Origin of the sequence: Streptomyces sp. NBC_01463 (assembly GCA_036227345.1) — a bacterium.
Taxonomy (GTDB): domain Bacteria; phylum Actinomycetota; class Actinomycetes; order Streptomycetales; family Streptomycetaceae; genus Streptomyces.
Window position 1 is genome coordinate 8864363 of sequence record CP109468.1, and the last position, 16984, is coordinate 8881346.

Genomic DNA, 16984 nt, shown 5'->3' on the forward strand with positions numbered 1-16984 from the left:
CTCGCTCTTCGAAGAAGCCCCGCCGGTTGGTCGCCGACGGACGTGTGTACATGTGGACAGTGCGTCACAGCCACCGAAAGGACCAGGACGGGCGGTCCGTGGACTGTCGCCAGACCCTCACCCTGTCCCCCCAGCCGGCCGGCACCTGTGGCTGGCTGCGCATTGTCTTTGACGAGGGCCCCGGCCGATACGTTCCTGGCGGGGCGCCCCTGGGCTCGGGGGACGTGGGCTTCATCCGCGGGCCGGATCTGAACCTGCACGAGCCGGGTGCCGTTCGGGCCCTGCTCGATGTGGTGCTGGCCCGTGGCTGGCAACCGGAGGAGCGGAAGCCGGTGGAGGTCGACGGCTGGTCCCTGCTGGAGGCCGCAGCTGCGGCGCGAGCCGAGGACGCCGGCGCCGAGGGATCGTAGAGGGATGACTGGTCGCCAGAAGGGCGAGTGGCTCCGCTCACGGGTGATGGTCTGGTTCGACTTCTGTCAAGGGGAGCAGGAACGCCTCGTTCGGGAGGCCGCTCCCTGGTCTGACCTGCGGACACCGGACACGGACTCCTCCGGAGTCGGGTGTAGCCGCTGACGTCACGGAAGAGAAGCGCAGAACTTGGGACAGTCCCGGCGGGGGGCGTCAACTGTTGACCCCGTCAGTCAGGTGGAGCGACCGGGCAGCCACCGCCGGTGCGACGGGGCACCTCTTCTTCAAGGCGCCCCGTCGCTCGCTCAACTCTTCAGGGAGCCCACGGCGCGAGCATGTCCTTCATCGCATCGGTCATGGCGAACTGCAGCAGCGGGCCGTAGGTGATCCGGCCTACACCTAGACGCCGGAAGCGCTCGAGATCGTGCTTCACGGGATGAGCCGTGGAGTTCACGGGAATGGTCACGGCCCCGGTCACGGCGGTGAGCAGATCGTCGTCGTCCTGAATGCGCACGGGGTAGACGCTGTCGGCGCCCGCCTGCTCCATGGCCCGCAACCGCTCGACCGCCTCGTCGAGGACGTCCGAAGGGCGTTCCGCGTGCAGGAAGAGGTCGGTGCGTCCGTTGACCCAGACAGGAACCCCCGCGTCGTCGGCCGCCGCGCGCAGGCCGGCAATGTACTGTGCGTGCTCCTGCGTGCTGCGCACGCGGCCGCCGTCGGAGTGGACGGTGTCCTCGATGTTCAGCCCAACGCCGCCGGCCTCGATGAGTCCGGCGATGAGGTCCGCGGGCTCCTGTCCGTACCCGGCCTCCAAATCGACCGAGACCGGGACGTCGACCGACGCGACGATCTGTCTGACGGCAGCGAGTACCTCCTCGAAGGTCTGCCCCTCGTGGTCGTCGGCCCCTCGGGAGTCGGCGAGCGGATGACTGCCGATGGTCAGCGCGGAGAACCCGGCATCGGATGCCGTCCGCGCTGACCAGACGTCCCACACGGTCGGCAGTACGAGCGGCTTGTACTCGGCGTGCAGTTGATTGAGGCGTTGAGCGCGCTCAACGGTGGTGCGCAGGTCCATGGCGAGCACGCTACCCCCGGATGGCCACAGACAACGTGATCTCCCCGTCCATCTCCTCGGCGCCGGACGGATCTCCCGCCACTCGGTCTTCGTCAGATCCGCGCTGTACGTTCGGCGCCCCTGCCCGGCTGATCGGCTGCGTTCCCGTGCCAGTGCGTGGGCTGAGCGGCCGGTCACCTCGATGTCAACGGCGTTGTTGACCACCTCGCCGGCGAGCCAACGGTGGATGAGTCTCATGTGCTCGGACTCCCGGGCCCCATCTCCGAAGCTGATCCCGCACCTGTCCGCAGGACGAGAGGGTCTCAAGTCGCTGTGGCGGGACGGGACTCATGGAGAATTCCATCGCGACGAGGCCGTCGGCCCGCCGTCTGGCGAGGCAGAGCGAGGCCTGCTTGCGGTGCCTTCCCTGGGCGATCCCTTGTCGTAGTGGGTCCGCGATGTCGGGTCGCCCAGGGAGGTGAACGCGGCGAGGGAGAGGGCCCGTTCGAGCTCCTTGTTTCCGCGTGTGGGTGGTTGTTCGCCGCGGATCGAGCGGCCGGAACTGCGGGTCGTGGGGCGAGTCCGGCGCAGGCGGCCAGGCCGGCGGTCGGGAAGGGGCTGCCGTCACCGGCATCGAACCCTCGCTCCGAGCGTACGTCAGGTCTTGATCTCGTCCCGGAATCTCTTCCCGGAAGGGGGCGGGCCCGCGCTGCGCTGCGACGGGGCAGGCGGGGCATCCGCCCTCCGCCGACTGTTGGCCGGCCATGTCGCACCAGTCAGGGAAGGGGTCGGAGGGGCCGCTGTGCGGTGTTCCGCCCATCTGTTCACGCACCGGGCCGCGACGCCGACGGCCGACGAAACTGCACGCGGACAGGGGCTACGACTGCGATCACCTGTGCCGATGGCTCCGCTGTCGTGGAGTCCGCCATCGCATCGCCCGCAAAGGCGTCGAGTCCCCGCATCCGTCGTTCACCTCGCAGACCGGTGCGAGAACCTGCGCCCACCCCTGGCGAAGAATTTCTACCACGTGGTAAGTATTTGTGGACGCTCGCAGCCGCCCGCGCGTCGGGGGTCTCGTCCCTTCTCTCGCACAGAAGCCACCGACTCGCCATCAACGAAGGAATGATCATGGAGAGCATCACCAAGAACAGGCAGTCTCCCGAGGTGCTGCGCGCCATGATCGAGCGTGCCTACGGAGCGGGGCAGGTCCCGGCCGGGGACGGATGGGCGAGTGAGCTGGGGCACGGGTGGTTCAACGTCGCCTACCGCATCCGCCTGCGCGACGGCGCCGAGGTCGTCCTGAAGATCGCCCCGCCGCCCGCTGTGGAGGTGATGACCTACGAGCACGGCGCCATGTCGATCGAACTCACCACGCTGGACCTGCTGCGAACACGGACCGCCGTGCCGGTCCCCGCCGTCGACTTCGCCGACCGGAGCCGCGAGCTGTGCGACGCCGACTACTTCTTCATGCCGTACATCGACGCCGACAACCTCGGCATCATCGCCGAGTCGCTTCCCGCGGCCGAGCGAGATGACCTGATGGCGCAGCTCGGCGCGTTCAACCGGGAGATCAACTCCGTCCGCGGTCCGCACTTCGGGCCGCTGGCCGGACCTGGCCATGCCACCTGGCGGCAGGCGTTCACCACGATGATCGAGAACGTGCTCGTCGACGGCGAGCGCCGTGGCGTCGACATCGGCTGGGAGTACGGCACCGTGCGCGCGGCCATTGCCGCGCACGCCGACAGCCTCGACGAGGTCACCGAAGCCCGTCTGGTGGAGTGGGACCTGTGGGCCAGCAACGTCATGGTCCGCGACGGCAAGATCATCTGCATCATCGACCACGAACGCGCCTTCTACGGCGACCCCTTGATCGAGGCCGGCTTCACCGGCTCCCAGATGGCCGCCTTCGGTGACCCGGCACCCTTCATGCACGGCTACGGACACGGCGAGCTGACCGGAACCGAGCAGACACGCCGCCGCCTGTACTGCCTCTACCTGGCACTGATCATGGTCATCGAAACCGTGTACCGCGGGCACACCGACACCGAGCAGTACGACTGGGCGCGCCCCCGCCTCGACGAGGCCATGGCTCTGCTCGGCCGCACCCGCCGGTGACCTCCGCGCAAGCGGTTCCCGTAACCGACCACACGACCCGGCTCGGCACCGACCCGATAGGCCGGCTGCTGTGGCGCGCCTGCACCCAGACCACCGCCGCAGTCGGCGTGTACGGCATCTACGCCCTCACCAACGCCTGGTTCGTCGGCCGCGGCGTGGGCGACGACGCCATGGCCGCGGTCAACCTGGTCGCCCCGCTCCTGCTGCTCCTGGGCGCGGTGTCCACCACCGTCGGCGCGGGCGGCGCCTCCCTGATCTCCCGCGCCCTGGGCACCGGAGACCACCGGGCCGCCGCCCGCGCGGCGGGCAACTCCTTCGCCCTCTTCTGGGCCTGCGCCGCAGCCACCACCGCGCTCGGCCTGGCCTTCCTGGACCCGCTGCTCACCCTGCTCGGAGCCACCGGCGAACTGGGCGCGACCGCCCGCCCCTACGCCGTGGTGCTCCTGTGCGGCGCCCTGGTGTCCACCGGCTTCTCCAGCCTGGTGCGAGCCGAAGGCCGCATGGGGTTCTCAACCCTGCTGTGGCTCGTGCCCGTCGCCGTACAGATCACCCTGGACCCACTGCTCATCTTCGGATTCGACATGGGTGTACGGGGCGCCGCGCTCGGCACCGTCGGCGGCCAGGCAGTGTCCGCGGCGATGAGCCTGTGGTTCTTCCTCGTACAAAGGCGCCGCCCCTACCGCATCGGCCCACAGGACCTCCTGCCCCACGGACCGACGCTGCGAGCACTGCTGGGTGTCGGCCTGCCCTCGTTCCTCGCCGGCACCGGCGTCACACTCCTGGCGGTTCTCGTCAACGCCACCCTCGCGGCCGCCGGATCGGCCACCGCGCTCGCCGCCTACGCCGTCTGCGCCCGCCTGCAGACCTTCGTGATGATGCCGCACACCGGCATCAGCCAGGGGCTGCAGCCCATCGTCGGCTACAACACCGGCCGCGGACTGCCCGGCCGCGCACTCAAAGCCCGCAACTACTCGCTGATCGCCTCAGTGCTGTACGGACTGCTCACCGCCGCCGCCCTGGCCGCTCTGGCCAGACCCCTGGCCGGCCTGTTCCTCAATGATGCCGACACCGTCACCGCCGCCGGGCAGGCACTGCCGATCATCGCGATCGGCCTCACCGTCGCCGGAATCGGCCCCCTGGTAGCGGCATACGCCCAGTCACTGGGGCGCCCGGCACCCGCGTACCTCATCTCCATCGGCACCCTGCTCCTGATCAAGGTGCCCCTGATCGCCACACTCGGCCGACTGGGCACCACAGGCGTCTGGACCGCCCTGGCAGCCGGTGAAGTCGCCACCGCGGCAGTCGCCCTCCTGCTCCTGCGGCGCCTGCACGCAACTACGCGGAAGGCTCCTTGAGGAGCAGTTCCACATGGGCACGCAGCACCCCGGCCATGTCCACCTCATCGGGACTTGCCAGCCACTGCACCTGCAGCCCGTCCATCAGTGCCACGAACCCGGTCGCCGCCGCACGGGGATCGACACCCTCCCGCAGCGCCCCCTGATCCGCCAGTTCCCGCAACGCGGAGTGCACATACTCCCGCGTCGTCCTGTAGTGATCCGTGAAGTACTGGTGCGCGGGATGATCCTCGGAGAAGGCCTCCGCCGCGAGACGCGCGTACAGCTCCACAATCCCCGCATGCCGGGCGTTGTGATCGGCCAGATCGACCAGATGCTGCACCGCCGCAGTGGGGGAGTACTCCTTCGGTCCGAGCCGTGCGGTGTCCTCCTCGTCCCGGCGCTCCAGCACCGCCGCCAACAGCGCTTCACGGCTGGGGAAGTAGTAGTGGAGGCCCACGTGGCTGATGCCGGCGCGCTTGGCGATCTCCCGCAGTGAAGCGCCGTGATAGCCCACGTCCGCATACACCTCGCCGGCCGTCGTCACGATCTGCTCACGGCGCGCCCGCCCCTTTGCGTACCCGCGCGAAGACGCCGGCACCCTGACTTCCCCATCAGACATGCCTCCATCATCGCAGCGGCAGTGATCAGAAGGCCTTTCGGCGCTGCTTCAGTGTGCTACCGGCCGACGTGATCCGCCGCCCTCTGCGCGTCCGCCGGACTCCTGCTCTTGCCTACGGCAGCCCGCCGCGACGACGACCATCGGCCCACGGCTCGCCCACCTCCTGTCCGAACGGCGGAGACGGGGTGAACCTCCGGTACGGAGATCCGGAGCCGGTGCTGACTTCCACCGCAGATGCCTTCGAGCCGGGCTGGGTCCGGGAGGCTAATGCGGAGCGACGATGCGCTCCACTGCGGCCGTCACCAGCTGTTCGCGCTCGGCCTCCGTGAAGACGTCCGGCAGGGTGAGCTGTTCCACGATCAGCCAATTCAGCGTCAGCATGAGCAACTTGACCGCCGTGGTGTCGCCGGGGAGGCCGGACGCCTCGTGATAGGCGACGTTGGCGTCCACGTCGGCTCGGACGCGCTCGGTGAGGATCTTGCGCAGTTCGGGGCGGCGGGTGGCTTCCAGACGGAGTTCCAGCAGCGCGAGATAACCGTTGCGGAAGGAGGCGACGCGGCCGACCAGTTCGCGCATCAGCTCCGCGTAGGCCTCCCGGTCACGGCCGGCCGCCTGCTGGCGGGCGATCGTGGCCTCGTCGGGCTGGAGCCGCTCGTACACGCGTGCGCCGGCCTGAGTGAACAGGTCGTCACGGTTGGCGAAGTAGTTGGACGCTGTGCCGGCGGGCACACCGGCTTGGGCATCCACGGCCCGGAAGGTCAGGCCGCGTGCGCCTTCCCGGGCGAGTACTTCGATTGCCGCGTCAACGAGGGCTGCGCGCCGCTGATCGTTCCGTCTCACCATTGACACCACTCCAGGTGTAGTACTACGTTCGAACCACTACAAGTACAGTACTACGTGTGGGGGAACGCTTTGCGAAAGCTCGTGTACTACATCGGAATCTCGCTCGACGGTCGGATCGCCGGGCCCAGTGGTGAGTTCGACTTCTTTCCCCAGGGAGACGAGAGGCAGGCCGCCGCCTACTCGACCTGGGTGAACGCGCTGTACCCGGAGACGATCCCCACCGCATATCGCGAGGCCGTGGGAGTCGCCGACGCGCCCAACCGACGATTCGACACCGTCGTCATGGGCCTGGGCACCTACCGTCCGGCCCTCGACAACGGGATCACCAGCCCGTACGGACACCTGCGCCAGTACGTCGTGTCCAGCACGCTCGCACCGGACACCGACCCAGCCGTCACCGTTGTGCCGGGCGACCCGCTCGGCCTGGTCCGCGAACTCAAGAGCGAGGAGGCGGCCGCCGGCCTGGACATCTGGCTCTGCGGGGGCGGCCGGCTCGCGGGTGCCCTGTTGTCCGAGATCGACGAGCTCCTGATCAAGACGTATCCGGTCATCGCCGGAACCGGAGTCGCGGTGGTCGACGGCTCTTTCGACCCCACCGTCTTCGACGTCGCCGAACGCACCGCCTTCCCCAACGGAGTCACCCTCACTCACCTCACCCGCCGTTAGGCGGATTCCGATTCAGCGGGTGGACGACAGGAAATGGCACGCCTCGCATGCCCGAGAGCGACCTTCCTTGCAGGGTGACGCCCCTCGGCCGCGCCAGGGTCGTCCGGGGGTTTGCCGAGGGATGAGGACGGCCGGCCCGGAACTGCGGAAAGCCTGGAGCGGTGAACGCCGAGGCGGCCTCCGATTTTCGTCACTGCGCGGCGGACAGTGCCTGGACATCGGCCGAACGGGAGAAGGCCCTGTCGACGGTTCCGGCCCGGCCCGGTCCGGAGCGGATCGTGCCGATGATGACCGGAACACCTCGGACGCCGGCCGGGGCCGGTCACCTTCGACAAGACCCGCAAGGCCGCCGCGAGGAAGTCCGCCGCGCGGCGGCCCGGCTACCGGCTGCTTCGGTTCACTGTGCTCGATGCCTCGACCGTGTCCACCACAAGCCAGTGCTCCGAGAGGTAGTGCACCTCGTCACCCGCATAGCCGATTATGTACTGCACGTTCCCGGCCTGGCCCGGCAGGACGTCCTCCAGGACGAACGTCCCGTCCTCGGCGACCGGGACCGGCGGCAGGTCGGCGACCTCCGAGCCGTTCAGCCGCTGGACCGTGATCCGGGGCGCCTCGGTAGGTGCCAGTCCGTCCAGGTCCAGTCGTCCCGTCACCCTGAAAGGTTCTCCGGCGACGGCCGGGCCGTGCGTCACATCCACGAAGCGCGACGGAGCCAGGGCCTCTCGGGTCTGAATCGTGTGCAGCCAGAACTTCGTGCCCTCCTGGTTGGACGTCACGACGAAGAGCTGTTCTCCGTTCCCGGAGAACTCCATGCCCCGGGGGACGACGTGTTGGCCCGCGGCCTCGTCCTCGAAGCTGATGCGCAACGGCTGGCGGTCGACCGACGGGTCGGCGAAGGCCAGGGTCAGGTCGGCTGCATCGCCCGATGCCGCGCCGCCCTGGGCGAACCACTTGCCGTCCGGGCTGAAGGCGACGGCCGTGGGCGTCACACCCTCCGGCAACGGCGCGTAGTGGTTCTCCAGGAAGCTGGCGTCCTGACTGGAGAGCAGTACGGTTCCGCGGACCCCGTCGGCCACCGCGAGGACGGAGCCGTCCGCGGAGAAGTCGGCGTCCCGGAAGTCCATGCCCCGGCCGGTGCCGTCCTCGGCGAACCGGCGCTCGCCCAGGAACTCCAGCAGGTTCCCGTCCGCCTCGTCCGCCCCGTCTGTCACCCGGTAGATCCCCAGGTCGGGGTCGTCGGTCGGGGATGAACGCTCTGGAGCGGTCACCAGCAGACCTCCGGGCCCTGCCTCGAGATGGACGGGAGAGCTCGAATACATGACCTGTTCGGCCTCGCCGCCGTCGGCCGTCGCGGCGACGCCGATACTGCCCAGACCATCGACGCAACCCTCGGGCGACGCGGACGGCCGGCTGGTGAAGAACAGGCGCCCGCCGGTGTGCACCAGCTCCCGCCCACAGCCGTCGGCCGGCGCCGGGACCGGGTCGAGGGGGTACAAGTAACCACTGGAGTGGGAGTAGCTCGCGATGTGGTCCGACTGCCCGGCGTAGACCTTCGAGCCGTCCGGCTCCACCGCTACGCCGGACAGGGGAGCAGCCATGTGGGCGCTCGCGACGGCGGGCCCGGCGCCCCCGTAGAGCAGTCCGACCAGCTCGCCGTCCCGTGACCCGTCCGGGTAGACCCGGTCGCCCGCGATCCACACGCGCTGGCTGGCCTCGTCCACCGTCATCTGGGTGAACGACGCGGCCGACAGCTCCATACCCGGGCCCGACTGCACCACGGCCCCCGCAACGGTCCCTTGGTCCGCGGACGCGGTACCGGGAACCGCCGTCAGCGCCGACCCGGCCAGCGCGCCCGCCAGCAGCACTGTCGTCAGTCTGCTGCGTCTTCCTGACGTATTCCTCAACGCTGATCCCACCCCTGGTGCCGGCGCGCCACCGCGGATCGGGTGGCGCTCGTGCAGATACGAAAGCGTCATCAACGCGCTGATACAAACAGTTCGCTGTCACCGCCGTGTCGCAGGGGCGCCCGAGGAGCACCGCGCGGCAGGAAGGTGGCGGACGCGCGGAGTGTGCGGAGCCGCTCACCTAACCCCTCCCGAAAACCACCACGAGCAACTTCAAGCCCGAATGATCTGTAGGGGGCGACGCGGGCGGGCAGTTGTGTGGGTGGTCGGGCGCCGACGCCTGGGTCCGTTAGCGCATGTTCACGGTTTGCCCGACGCGTTGCCGAGGAACACCGGCGCCGGTGGCCTCGTGAGGACTCGGCGGCTGCTGCTGACCCAGGCTATCGGTCCGTATGAGGTGAGCCGCCGGATGACCGGACGTAGAGTATTCAGCGGCTCGCTCACGGTATGCGCGGGGCGGTGACCACAAGCCGAAGGCGGGGGCATGGACAACAGCGAGTACGACGAGCTCGACGCCACCATCAGAGTCCCGAAGGGCGCGCGTCTTCTGCAGTCGAGCAAGACCGCAGGTGCTCGTCGCGGTATGACACGCGACCCCGACAACGAGCTGGGACATGCCGAGATCTTCTTGAAGGAGGAGAACGGGCCGGACCCGGTGGTGGAGTGCCCGCACGGTTGGCCCGACTCCGACCAACACGCATCGGAGGCCCTGGAGCAGGAGCGTCGAGAGAACGCGGAGTTCCTGGCAGAGGTCATCTTCCAAATCGGTCTCAAAGTGGCGGAGAAGGCCGCGCCCCACGTCAAGAAGTGGTGGTCCGAACAAGCGTTTCCGGCGATGAGGACGAAGTGGAACGGCCAGGCGCTCCCGTCCGTGAAGACGAAGTGGGCCAGCGTGCGAAGCCGCGTCAGCGACCGCCGCGCAGAGGCGACGGGAGATCTGCAGGATGCCATCACCGTTCCGCGGGATCGGCGAAAGGTCATGAGCGGCGCAGAGGCGCGACAGCGGTTCGCCGCGGCGGTGGCGGCCAGGATCTACAGCGACGGGCAGCTGCGGCTGCTGCGCAACGCCAGGGTCGTGGACGAGGGAGAGAACGGCCCGGTTGAGGTGGAGGCGACAGACGATCTCACACCCCAGCGCATCGGGGAGCAGGTTGCGTTGATGCTTGAGACGGACCCTTCGCTCCTCAAGGAGGACACTCTGGCTGAACTCCAAAGGCTCGTCGCGAGCATTCGAGCCGACGGCAATGACGTCCTCCTTCAGAGAGCGGAGGGTGTACCGCCCCACCGCACGGGGGCGCCCGAGGAGAGGGCGACCCTGGAAGCCTGAGCCCCGGTCGGAAAGCCAGGCCGCCGGACTCGTCAAGATCCAACTACCCGCAGGCAGTCCGGGCGTACATGCCCCCATCCAATTCGGTGGGGGAGCCGCGCCTGCCACGTCGTACGCGGGGCGAGCACCCATCGCACGAGCGGGAACCGGGCCAGGCGACCCGCTGCTCGTCCGGCGCAGCCTGTTGGCGAGGTCCTCGGGAGATGGATCGGGGATGTTCAGGTAGGTCACGACTGCGAGTCCGGCGACAGATACGCCACGATGACGGCCGTGAGAGTGGAGATCACCGAAGGGCGGGACACCGCAGAGGCGGCGATGAAGCAGACTCGCCGTTCGACGTTCAGCCTCCTACTACTGGCGGGGGGAAGGCGGAACTCGTGCCAGTCCACGTCCAAACCGTTGAGATGCAGCTTCTGCAGCCAGCGAGACGGCTGTTCTGTGACGCCTCCCTGAGCTTCATCTAGACGAGGGCAATACCCGGTAGGCGCCGTGAACGAGCTTCGGTCGAACTTGCCGTGTTCAGGATGCTCATGCTCGTGAGCCGCCGGCGGGCTTCGCGGGCGAGTCGCTGGGCCTTGGCGAGCGGGACGACATCGTTTAGGCGCGTGGGATGTGCGGGAGCTTGCGCGTCAGCGCGATTGCCTCGTCCAGAGCCGCACAGGAGGTCGCGGCTGGGCTCGGGCAATGGGGGAGAGGGTGCTGCTGGTGTCGGTCATGGGCAGGGGCTCTCTGATCGGCGTGGGCAGCCCTCGGTAGGGTGCCGGGATGCTGGAGAAGGTGGATGCTGAGGTTCTGGCCGAGCGTGAGCGCATCGCGGCCCGGGTGCGGGACGAACTGGTGGCCGCCGCCTTGCCGGTCGTCGCGCCAGGGCTGTATACGGTGCTGTCACAAGGCATTGAGGTCACCATCGACCCGTTCGATGACGACGCGGGCGGGGTTTCCGTGGCCTGGAGATCCAGCGCACGACTGCAGAGCTGTGTGCTCCGGGCGGTGAAGCACAACCTCCTGGACGATCCTGTGCTCTCCCATCAACAAGTCGTGTTGGAGGCGATGCTTGCGGCGATCACGGCGATTCTGGTCTCGGCAGGGTTCACGGTGCGCGAGAGCCGCAACGACTATGCGCCCTTCACGTTGGAGGTGCTGGCCGGGCCCGGTGGCCCCCCGTCGTGGGGATTGCGCAAGGACGAGGTGGCTGTGGCGAACTGGTCGGCTGGTGACGGCGGGGCATCAGCCAATGAATCCGAACGCTGACCAGGCCGAGGCGCACGGTTGGAGGATGTGCTGTGCCCTGGACCTGGTCGGTTCGTCGTCGTCGTGCTCGACATTGTGGGCCAGGATCGCCATCAGGTGGCCGTCGGCGAATGGTTCGACGGTCGCTGCGGTGCCCACTGCGCGGCCGGCCGTGTCGACGCCGTGCAGTTTCGCCAGCGCGTCCGCCTCGGTGATCTTTCGAGAACGGTCACCTCGTCGAACGCTCCGAACCAGGGGCCGCCTGATGACACCTAAAGACGAGCGCCGCTACCCCAAGCTCCTGCCGGTTCCCCGGGTGGCAGACGATGCCTGGCTGTCCCAGCCCGAGGCCGCCCGCCAGCTGGACATCGCGCTCTTCCGTATCGGCGCACTCATCGCCTGCGGCCACCTGGCGCCCGCGGAGAACTCGGCCGGAAGGGCGGGCGTCACAATCACCAGCGTGCACGCAGAGAAGGCCAGGCGCGCCAGCGCCACATCTCGCGCAAAATCCCTTCGTCTCCTCAAGGACACGATCGGATTCTTCTGACTATCTGATCCACAGGCCTTGACGATTGCTCATCTTTCGTTTTGGTCAGCCGGATCCCTCGGCAGGCCATAACGGCTGATCCGGCTCGCGAGTGCAGTGAATCCGTGCCGGTCTCGCTGATGTGGCCGCCGAACGCGATGTGGTCGACGATGGCCGCGAGAGGCGCGGGTCGGTGAATGTCTCTGGCTCATGGGTGGCCTGGCGGTGTCGAAGAGCATCCGGACTGGCGGGAGTCGGCAGCAGCGAGCATGTCCGTCGTGTCCGGCCGACTATTGGCTGTTCGGAGCACGTGACGGCTCAGCCCTCACTCACAGCGAGTCTTCTCCACCCCCACTCTGACGATGCCGGGCTGAGTGTCGGAGCCGGGCGATAGGCGTTTGCCATGCCGGCTTGGGGCCGCCCATGTGCGGCGGGCGGCCCCGGGGAGACCGGTTCACGCGCTGACCCGCGAAGAGTCTCCAGTTGTTCGCCGATCAGGCAGACGGCATGACCGTCGGGCCAGGCCGGTTCCGGTCATCGTTCCAAGTCTCGCCATTCGGGAGCGAGGACAGCCCAGACCTGCTTGTCGTAGCGCCTGCCCTCATAGGGCCATGCTTCGCGTCGCACACCCTCGAGCGTCATGCCGAGCCGCTTGGCCACCGCCGCACTGCGGTCGTTGTCGGCCCGGCAGTGCCACTCTGCCCGATGCAGTCCCCGCACGGTGAACGCCCAGTCCAGCAGCGCGCGGCATGCTTGCGTGACCACACCGTGGCCCTCGGCGGAAGGCTCCAGCCAGCAGCCGACCTCGCACGAGCCGAAGGCGGCGTCGAAGCTGGTGAACATCACGCCACCGACCAGCAAACTATTCAGCCGGATGCCGTACAGGCGGGCACCGTCGCTCGCCTGGAATCCCGCATACCGCTGGAGTGTGGCGCGCGCGCCGGCCAGGTCGTCGGTGACGAAGGACGGCCCGACCCAAGGACGGATGTGCTCACGCGCCCGGTCGAGGTGTTCGGCGAACTCTTGGGCGTGCCAGACCTCCAGCGGGCCGAGGTGGGCGTCGTCGCGCAGCGGCAACGAGAACATGAGGACCTCCCCATTCGCATAACAAGTGTTGTGAGAATGTACCGTGGTGCTATGCCACGCACCAAGGGAGATCACGAGGCACGCAGACGCGATGTCTCCGAAGCTGTCTGGCAGGTGATGGCCGCCCGCGGCTTCGCCGGCCTGACTCTGCGCGCCGTCGCCGCCGAGCTCGGTGCGACCACCGGCCTTCTCACGCACTACTTCCCGACCAAACGGGCCCTGGTGGAGTACGCCCTCGACCTGCTCGAACAACGCACGCTCTCCCGCCCTCGCCGGGACTCGGGGAGGGGCTTGGCCGCCCTCAGGAATGCGCTGCTGGACATCCTGCCGATGACTCCCGAGGCCACTGACGGCAACCGGATCTGGGTGTCCTCCTGGGATGCCGCGCTTGCCGACCCCGATCTGAGTGCCGACCATGCCCGCAAGTACGCACTGAGCCGCGACAGACTGACCGATCGGGTGGCCGCGGCCCAGGACCTCGGCGAACTGCCACCGGGCAACGCCGCGGACGTCGCGGCCGGGGCTCAGTCGTTTGTTCTCGGCCTGGTCGTTCAGGCACTGTTCGCCCCGACCGTGTTCCCGCCGCAGCGGCAGGTCCAGCTCCTCGACGCCTACCTGGAAGCGCTGGCCGCCCCGGACCACGTCAACGAAGGGCGATCTGCGTAATCCTGACGGCCGACCGCGATCGGTGTCACGGCTCCGGACTCATGACCGGCGGCGTGATCTCGACCCCTTGGCGAATGTCCATGGCCTGGCAGACGGTGGCGGCGCATCCAGAGGCAGCTCGGCCGAGGACGGGGGAGCGGAGGGAAGAGCGCGGGAGAGAGGTGTGAGGCCGGGACGTCGGCGCGCAAGATTTCCTCGACAGTGGTGCGGCCGCCGATCGCTGCCGCATGCCCCACACCCGTACTCTGCGCGTCGTCGGCCTGGACCGCTTCTTCGTCGTCCACTCGGACGTCCCATCAGACACCGCCTACGGCACTGCTGCTGTGTGCGCGCTACGCGTGCAAACGATCGATGTCGGGTGCAGCCGCTCTCAGGTCAGCTCGATGTGTACCTGGTGCCGCCCCTCCAGGTCGGATGGCACGGTGGTGCGGCGACGGCCGTCGACCGTGGACGAGGCGACGCGGTGACCGGCTCCGGTGAGGGTGATGTCGAGCGTCGCCCTGCGGTAGGGCAGGCCGCTCAAGGTGACCGGGCCCCAGCCGGGCGGCAGGCTCGGAGCGAACCGCAGGCGGTCCCGTTCGTGGGTGATGCCGAACACGCCCTGGTGGATCAGCCGCAGGTAGCCCGTGGCCGACCAGGTCTGGTCCGGCTGCGAGTCCCATTGGTGCCCGGTCTGCCAGCCCCCGTCCACCGCGCCGGTGCGGGCGTTGTGGATCTCCCAGAAGCGGCCGTCGCGGTGCTCCAGGGAGGCGATGTCTGTCACCGCCTGCGCCAGCAGGTCGATGCGGCCGCCGATCGCTGCCGCATGCCCCCACATGCCGACTGTCATGGGCCACACGATCACGTTGTGCCGCCCCGGATGGGCGTCGTCGAAGCGGGAGAAGTGCGGCCAGACGTTCACGACGCCATGCGGCTCGTGATGGGTGGCGCCGAGCAGTGCACGCACCTCGTGAGGCGATGCCACGCCGCACAGCACGGCGAACGCGAGCCCGTTGGCCTCCTGGTACGTCTCCAACCCGCCTGCCCGTTCGCCCGTGCCGTGGATGAAGTACCCGTAACCACCGGTGCCGGGCCGCCGGATACGGGTGTTGATCGCGGTGCGCAGCCGTGCGGCAGCCACCCGGAAGCCGGCCGCCGAGCGCCGGTCACCGGTCTCGTCCGCCATCTCGGCGCAGGCCAGATACCCCGCGTGGAAGAGGCAGTTGGTGGACAGACACATCATCTTGTCCGTACCCGGGTGATCGAGGACGAACGAAGAGGTGTTGCCCGGGTCGTAGGGCGGGCTCGGGTAACCGGCGATACCGTCCTGGAGGAACGCCGGTCCCTCGAACAGCCCGTACTTCTCGTTGAAGTGCTGGGACCGGTCGGCTCGCAGGGTGTTGGCGGCGGCCTGGTAGGCGTCGTTGAGGAACTCCCGGTCCCCGGTGGTCAGATAGTGCTGCCAGGCGGCGACCGCCCACACGATCTGGTCCCACCACTGGTTGTCCTGCTGGACGATCAGCGAGCCGTCGTCCTGCCGACGGCACACCGCCCACAGGGTGTTGCGGGCAACGTCGGGCGACAGCAGGCTGGCGGCGTTCCACGAGTTGACCGACGCATCCCGGGTCCACGGCTGCTCATAACCCCCGCCGGCCCGGATGAACGTGCCGGGGGAGTCGGTCATCAGTCCTGTCTGGTTGTACTGCGCAGGATCGTAGGGCACCGTGTTGATGTCCAGCAGGTTATTCAGCGCCGACCGGTACGCCCCGCCCAGCAGCGGGTCCTGGCCGCCGCCGAACTCGATGGCGGGCCGCCCGCCCGCTGCGCTCCGGGGCGCAGCGAAACCGGGCGAACCGGCCGCCGCTCCTGCCGCGGTCAGCCCCGCCACAGTGCCTGCCCGGATCAACTGCCGTCGCGACAGTCCACTCTGCTGCTCATGCGAACCCATGAAGCCTCCGTTGGACAACGTTGTCAACCGCCTCAAGGGTGGATGGTTCCCTGTGCGGATGGTGCTGTCAATGAGTTGCGTGAACGCTGTTACTGGAGTGGCGGGTCGTCGTCTCTCTTCCTGAAGGGAGCGACCGTGCGTAGCAGGGGCCGCCGTCCACGACCGGCTTCGGCCGTGGACGGTTGTCGGCGCCCCACGGCTTCCGACGTCTCCGGATTCGGAGGGGAACGATGCGACGACATCCACGAAGCATCGCTGGGCCACGTCATGCCACATCACCCACCGCCACGACGCCCCACGCCTTTGTCGGGGCCCCAAACCGACCTCTACCGTCGTGAACGTCTTCAGTGCAGGTCTACTTCCTCGGGCCGCGGTCGCTGGGCACCCGCGGCCGGTCCGCATGCTTTCTCCAGAAGCGTGAACGACTTGGGTTCACCGCCCGGCTGGGGCTTGCCGGCCTTGTGGCCGACGACTTGGTAGCCGGCGTCCTGGTAGTAGGAGTTCAGACGTGCGTTGCCGGCCAAACAGTCCAAACGTACGAACGCCCGCCCGGCCGCGGCGATACGGCGCTCCGCGGCCCGCAGCAGGAGCCGTCCCGTCCCCGGCTGGGTGTTGCTGCGGTCGACCATCAGCCGGTGCACATAGCCGGCCACCGGTGGCTGCGCTCCCCAGGCATCCACGTCCTCCCACCACACCTCCCACGCACCGGCCACACGGTCATCAGCCTCGGCGATCCAGATCTCACCACCGGTCATGACCCTGCGGAAATGATCCTCGTCGAGCTGACCGGGCTGCCACTGGCCGGTGATGCCTCGGGCAAGCATCCAGTGGGCGGCCTCGTCACGAAGTCGGACGAGAGTGGCAAGGTCGGTTGCCTCGGCGAGGCGGAAGCGTAGATCGTTCACGTCGAGATCCTCGCACGGGCTCGTACGCGCGCTCGGTAGTACGGGTCAGGTTGATGCGGAGGCCGTCGTTTGCCCGCCGACGGCACCTGCCTTCCAGAGCTGGGTGGTATCTGAGGCCCGACGGGAGACCTGTCACGACTGCAGCCGTGGCCCCCTACGTCACGGGGCATGGATCCCGAGCAACTGGAACGGAGTACCGCGCGACGCGTGCGCCTCAAGGGGTTCCGGCAGAATGGCATGGCTGAGCGTGACCAACTCATTCCTGATGTAGAAGCCTTGGTGTGGGTGGTCAGCCAACTGGCGCCGAAATAGCAGTAGTTACACAAATCCCCGGCCTGGGATCCAGTTATCCGCGCCCTTCGCACCCGCTG

16 protein-coding genes and 2 pseudogenes are annotated in these 16984 nt (G+C 68.4%); 10 read left to right on the forward strand and 8 right to left on the reverse strand.

Annotated elements, in window-relative coordinates; genetic code table 11:
- The first annotated feature begins 50 nt into the window (after nucleotides 1–50).
- Nucleotides 51–410: a hypothetical protein gene (locus tag OG521_38870; GenBank protein WUW26941.1), complete on the forward strand. Its 360-nt coding sequence runs from the start codon at nucleotides 51–53 to the stop codon at nucleotides 408–410.
- Between the two features lie 311 nt (nucleotides 411–721).
- Here OG521_38870 and OG521_38875 read toward each other — a convergent pair whose 3' ends face one another.
- The gene (locus OG521_38875; GenBank protein ID WUW26413.1) at nucleotides 722–1483 is read right to left on the reverse strand and encodes an isocitrate lyase/phosphoenolpyruvate mutase family protein; all 762 of its coding nucleotides are present in this window, start codon (nucleotides 1481–1483) and stop codon (nucleotides 722–724) included.
- Nucleotides 1484–1823: 340 nt separating this feature from the next.
- Nucleotides 1824–2067: pseudogene (locus OG521_38880) on the reverse strand (transposase).
- Between the two features lie 237 nt (nucleotides 2068–2304).
- Here OG521_38880 and OG521_38885 point away from each other — a divergent pair.
- From OG521_38885 to OG521_38895, 3 genes and pseudogenes are all read left to right on the forward strand, one after another.
- Nucleotides 2305–2418 (forward strand): annotated as a pseudogene (locus OG521_38885) (IS5/IS1182 family transposase).
- A 172-nt stretch (nucleotides 2419–2590) separates the two neighbouring features.
- Nucleotides 2591–3577, forward strand: coding sequence for an aminoglycoside phosphotransferase family protein (locus OG521_38890; protein ID WUW26414.1), 987 nt, complete (start codon nucleotides 2591–2593; stop codon nucleotides 3575–3577).
- Complete coding sequence (locus OG521_38895) at nucleotides 3574–4932, forward strand: MATE family efflux transporter (GenBank protein WUW26415.1); 1359 nt, start codon at nucleotides 3574–3576, stop codon at nucleotides 4930–4932. Before OG521_38890 ends, OG521_38895 begins: the two co-directional genes overlap by 4 nt.
- On the opposite strand, the gene OG521_38900 is transcribed toward OG521_38895, so the two are convergent.
- Both OG521_38900 and OG521_38905 read right to left on the reverse strand, forming a co-directional pair.
- Nucleotides 4913–5533 carry a TetR/AcrR family transcriptional regulator gene (locus OG521_38900; protein WUW26416.1) on the reverse strand — a complete coding sequence of 207 codons (621 nt, stop codon included), beginning with the start codon at nucleotides 5531–5533 and terminating at the stop codon, nucleotides 4913–4915. The genes OG521_38895 and OG521_38900 overlap by 20 nt on opposite strands.
- A gap of 264 nt (nucleotides 5534–5797) precedes the next feature.
- Complete coding sequence (locus OG521_38905; protein WUW26417.1) at nucleotides 5798–6376, reverse strand: TetR family transcriptional regulator; 579 nt, start codon at nucleotides 6374–6376, stop codon at nucleotides 5798–5800.
- Between the two features lie 69 nt (nucleotides 6377–6445).
- Here OG521_38905 and OG521_38910 point away from each other — a divergent pair, with 69 nt between their 5' ends.
- The gene (locus OG521_38910) at nucleotides 6446–7042 is read left to right on the forward strand and encodes a dihydrofolate reductase family protein (protein ID WUW26418.1); all 597 of its coding nucleotides are present in this window, start codon (nucleotides 6446–6448) and stop codon (nucleotides 7040–7042) included.
- A 380-nt stretch (nucleotides 7043–7422) separates the two neighbouring features.
- Here the strand turns inward: OG521_38910 and OG521_38915 are convergent, their stop codons facing one another.
- Nucleotides 7423–8907 carry a hypothetical protein gene (locus tag OG521_38915; protein WUW26419.1) on the reverse strand — a complete coding sequence of 495 codons (1485 nt, stop codon included), beginning with the start codon at nucleotides 8905–8907 and terminating at the stop codon, nucleotides 7423–7425.
- Between the two features lie 523 nt (nucleotides 8908–9430).
- Here OG521_38915 and OG521_38920 point away from each other — a divergent pair.
- The 4 genes from OG521_38920 to OG521_38935 all read left to right on the forward strand — a co-directional run bounded on the left by OG521_38920 (nucleotide 9431) and on the right by OG521_38935 (nucleotide 12050).
- Complete coding sequence (locus OG521_38920; GenBank protein WUW26420.1) at nucleotides 9431–10273, forward strand: hypothetical protein; 843 nt, start codon at nucleotides 9431–9433, stop codon at nucleotides 10271–10273.
- Between the two features lie 765 nt (nucleotides 10274–11038).
- Nucleotides 11039–11524 carry a hypothetical protein gene (locus OG521_38925; protein WUW26421.1) on the forward strand — a complete coding sequence of 162 codons (486 nt, stop codon included), beginning with the start codon at nucleotides 11039–11041 and terminating at the stop codon, nucleotides 11522–11524.
- An 18-nt stretch (nucleotides 11525–11542) separates the two neighbouring features.
- Nucleotides 11543–11779: a hypothetical protein gene (locus OG521_38930; GenBank protein ID WUW26422.1), complete on the forward strand. Its 237-nt coding sequence runs from the start codon at nucleotides 11543–11545 to the stop codon at nucleotides 11777–11779.
- Nucleotides 11769–12050 (forward strand): DNA-binding protein, encoded by a 282-nt coding sequence (locus OG521_38935; GenBank protein ID WUW26423.1) that lies wholly within the window; start codon nucleotides 11769–11771, stop codon nucleotides 12048–12050. The genes OG521_38930 and OG521_38935 overlap by 11 nt, the downstream gene beginning before the upstream one ends.
- Nucleotides 12051–12563: 513 nt before the next feature.
- On the opposite strand, the gene OG521_38940 is transcribed toward OG521_38935, so the two are convergent.
- Nucleotides 12564–13115 carry a GNAT family N-acetyltransferase gene (locus tag OG521_38940; protein ID WUW26424.1) on the reverse strand — a complete coding sequence of 184 codons (552 nt, stop codon included), beginning with the start codon at nucleotides 13113–13115 and terminating at the stop codon, nucleotides 12564–12566.
- A 51-nt stretch (nucleotides 13116–13166) separates the two neighbouring features.
- On the opposite strand from OG521_38940, the gene OG521_38945 reads away from it, so the two are divergent.
- On the forward strand, nucleotides 13167–13781 hold the full coding sequence (locus OG521_38945; protein ID WUW26425.1) for a TetR family transcriptional regulator: 615 nt from the start codon (nucleotides 13167–13169) through the stop codon (nucleotides 13779–13781).
- Nucleotides 13782–14151: 370 nt separating this feature from the next.
- On the opposite strand, the gene OG521_38950 is transcribed toward OG521_38945, so the two are convergent.
- Nucleotides 14152–15708, reverse strand: a complete 1557-nt coding sequence (locus OG521_38950; GenBank protein WUW26426.1) for a hypothetical protein — start codon at nucleotides 15706–15708, stop codon at nucleotides 14152–14154.
- A 344-nt stretch (nucleotides 15709–16052) separates the two neighbouring features.
- A complete protein-coding gene (locus OG521_38955; protein WUW26427.1) occupies nucleotides 16053–16613 on the reverse strand; it encodes a GNAT family N-acetyltransferase in 561 nt (186 codons plus the stop codon).
- Nucleotides 16614–16984 lie beyond the last annotated feature (371 nt).

What these genes read in the sequence shown, in the direction of transcription:
- OG521_38945 (WUW26425.1), top strand. Translation starts at nt 13,167, where the DNA reads ATGCCACGCACCAAGGGAGATCACGAGGCACGCAGACGCGATGTCTCC.
- OG521_38870 (WUW26941.1), top strand. Translation starts at nt 51, where the DNA reads ATGTGGACAGTGCGTCACAGCCACCGAAAGGACCAGGACGGGCGGTCC.
- OG521_38900 (WUW26416.1), bottom strand. Translation starts at nt 5,533, where the DNA reads ATGTCTGATGGGGAAGTCAGGGTGCCGGCGTCTTCGCGCGGGTACGCA.
- OG521_38905 (WUW26417.1), bottom strand. Translation starts at nt 6,376, where the DNA reads ATGGTGAGACGGAACGATCAGCGGCGCGCAGCCCTCGTTGACGCGGCA.
- OG521_38935 (WUW26423.1), top strand. Translation starts at nt 11,769, where the DNA reads ATGACACCTAAAGACGAGCGCCGCTACCCCAAGCTCCTGCCGGTTCCC.
- OG521_38875 (WUW26413.1), bottom strand. Translation starts at nt 1,483, where the DNA reads ATGGACCTGCGCACCACCGTTGAGCGCGCTCAACGCCTCAATCAACTG.
- OG521_38920 (WUW26420.1), top strand. Translation starts at nt 9,431, where the DNA reads ATGGACAACAGCGAGTACGACGAGCTCGACGCCACCATCAGAGTCCCG.
- OG521_38950 (WUW26426.1), bottom strand. Translation starts at nt 15,708, where the DNA reads ATGGGTTCGCATGAGCAGCAGAGTGGACTGTCGCGACGGCAGTTGATC.
- OG521_38925 (WUW26421.1), top strand. Translation starts at nt 11,039, where the DNA reads ATGCTGGAGAAGGTGGATGCTGAGGTTCTGGCCGAGCGTGAGCGCATC.
- OG521_38890 (WUW26414.1), top strand. Translation starts at nt 2,591, where the DNA reads ATGGAGAGCATCACCAAGAACAGGCAGTCTCCCGAGGTGCTGCGCGCC.
- OG521_38940 (WUW26424.1), bottom strand. Translation starts at nt 13,115, where the DNA reads ATGTTCTCGTTGCCGCTGCGCGACGACGCCCACCTCGGCCCGCTGGAG.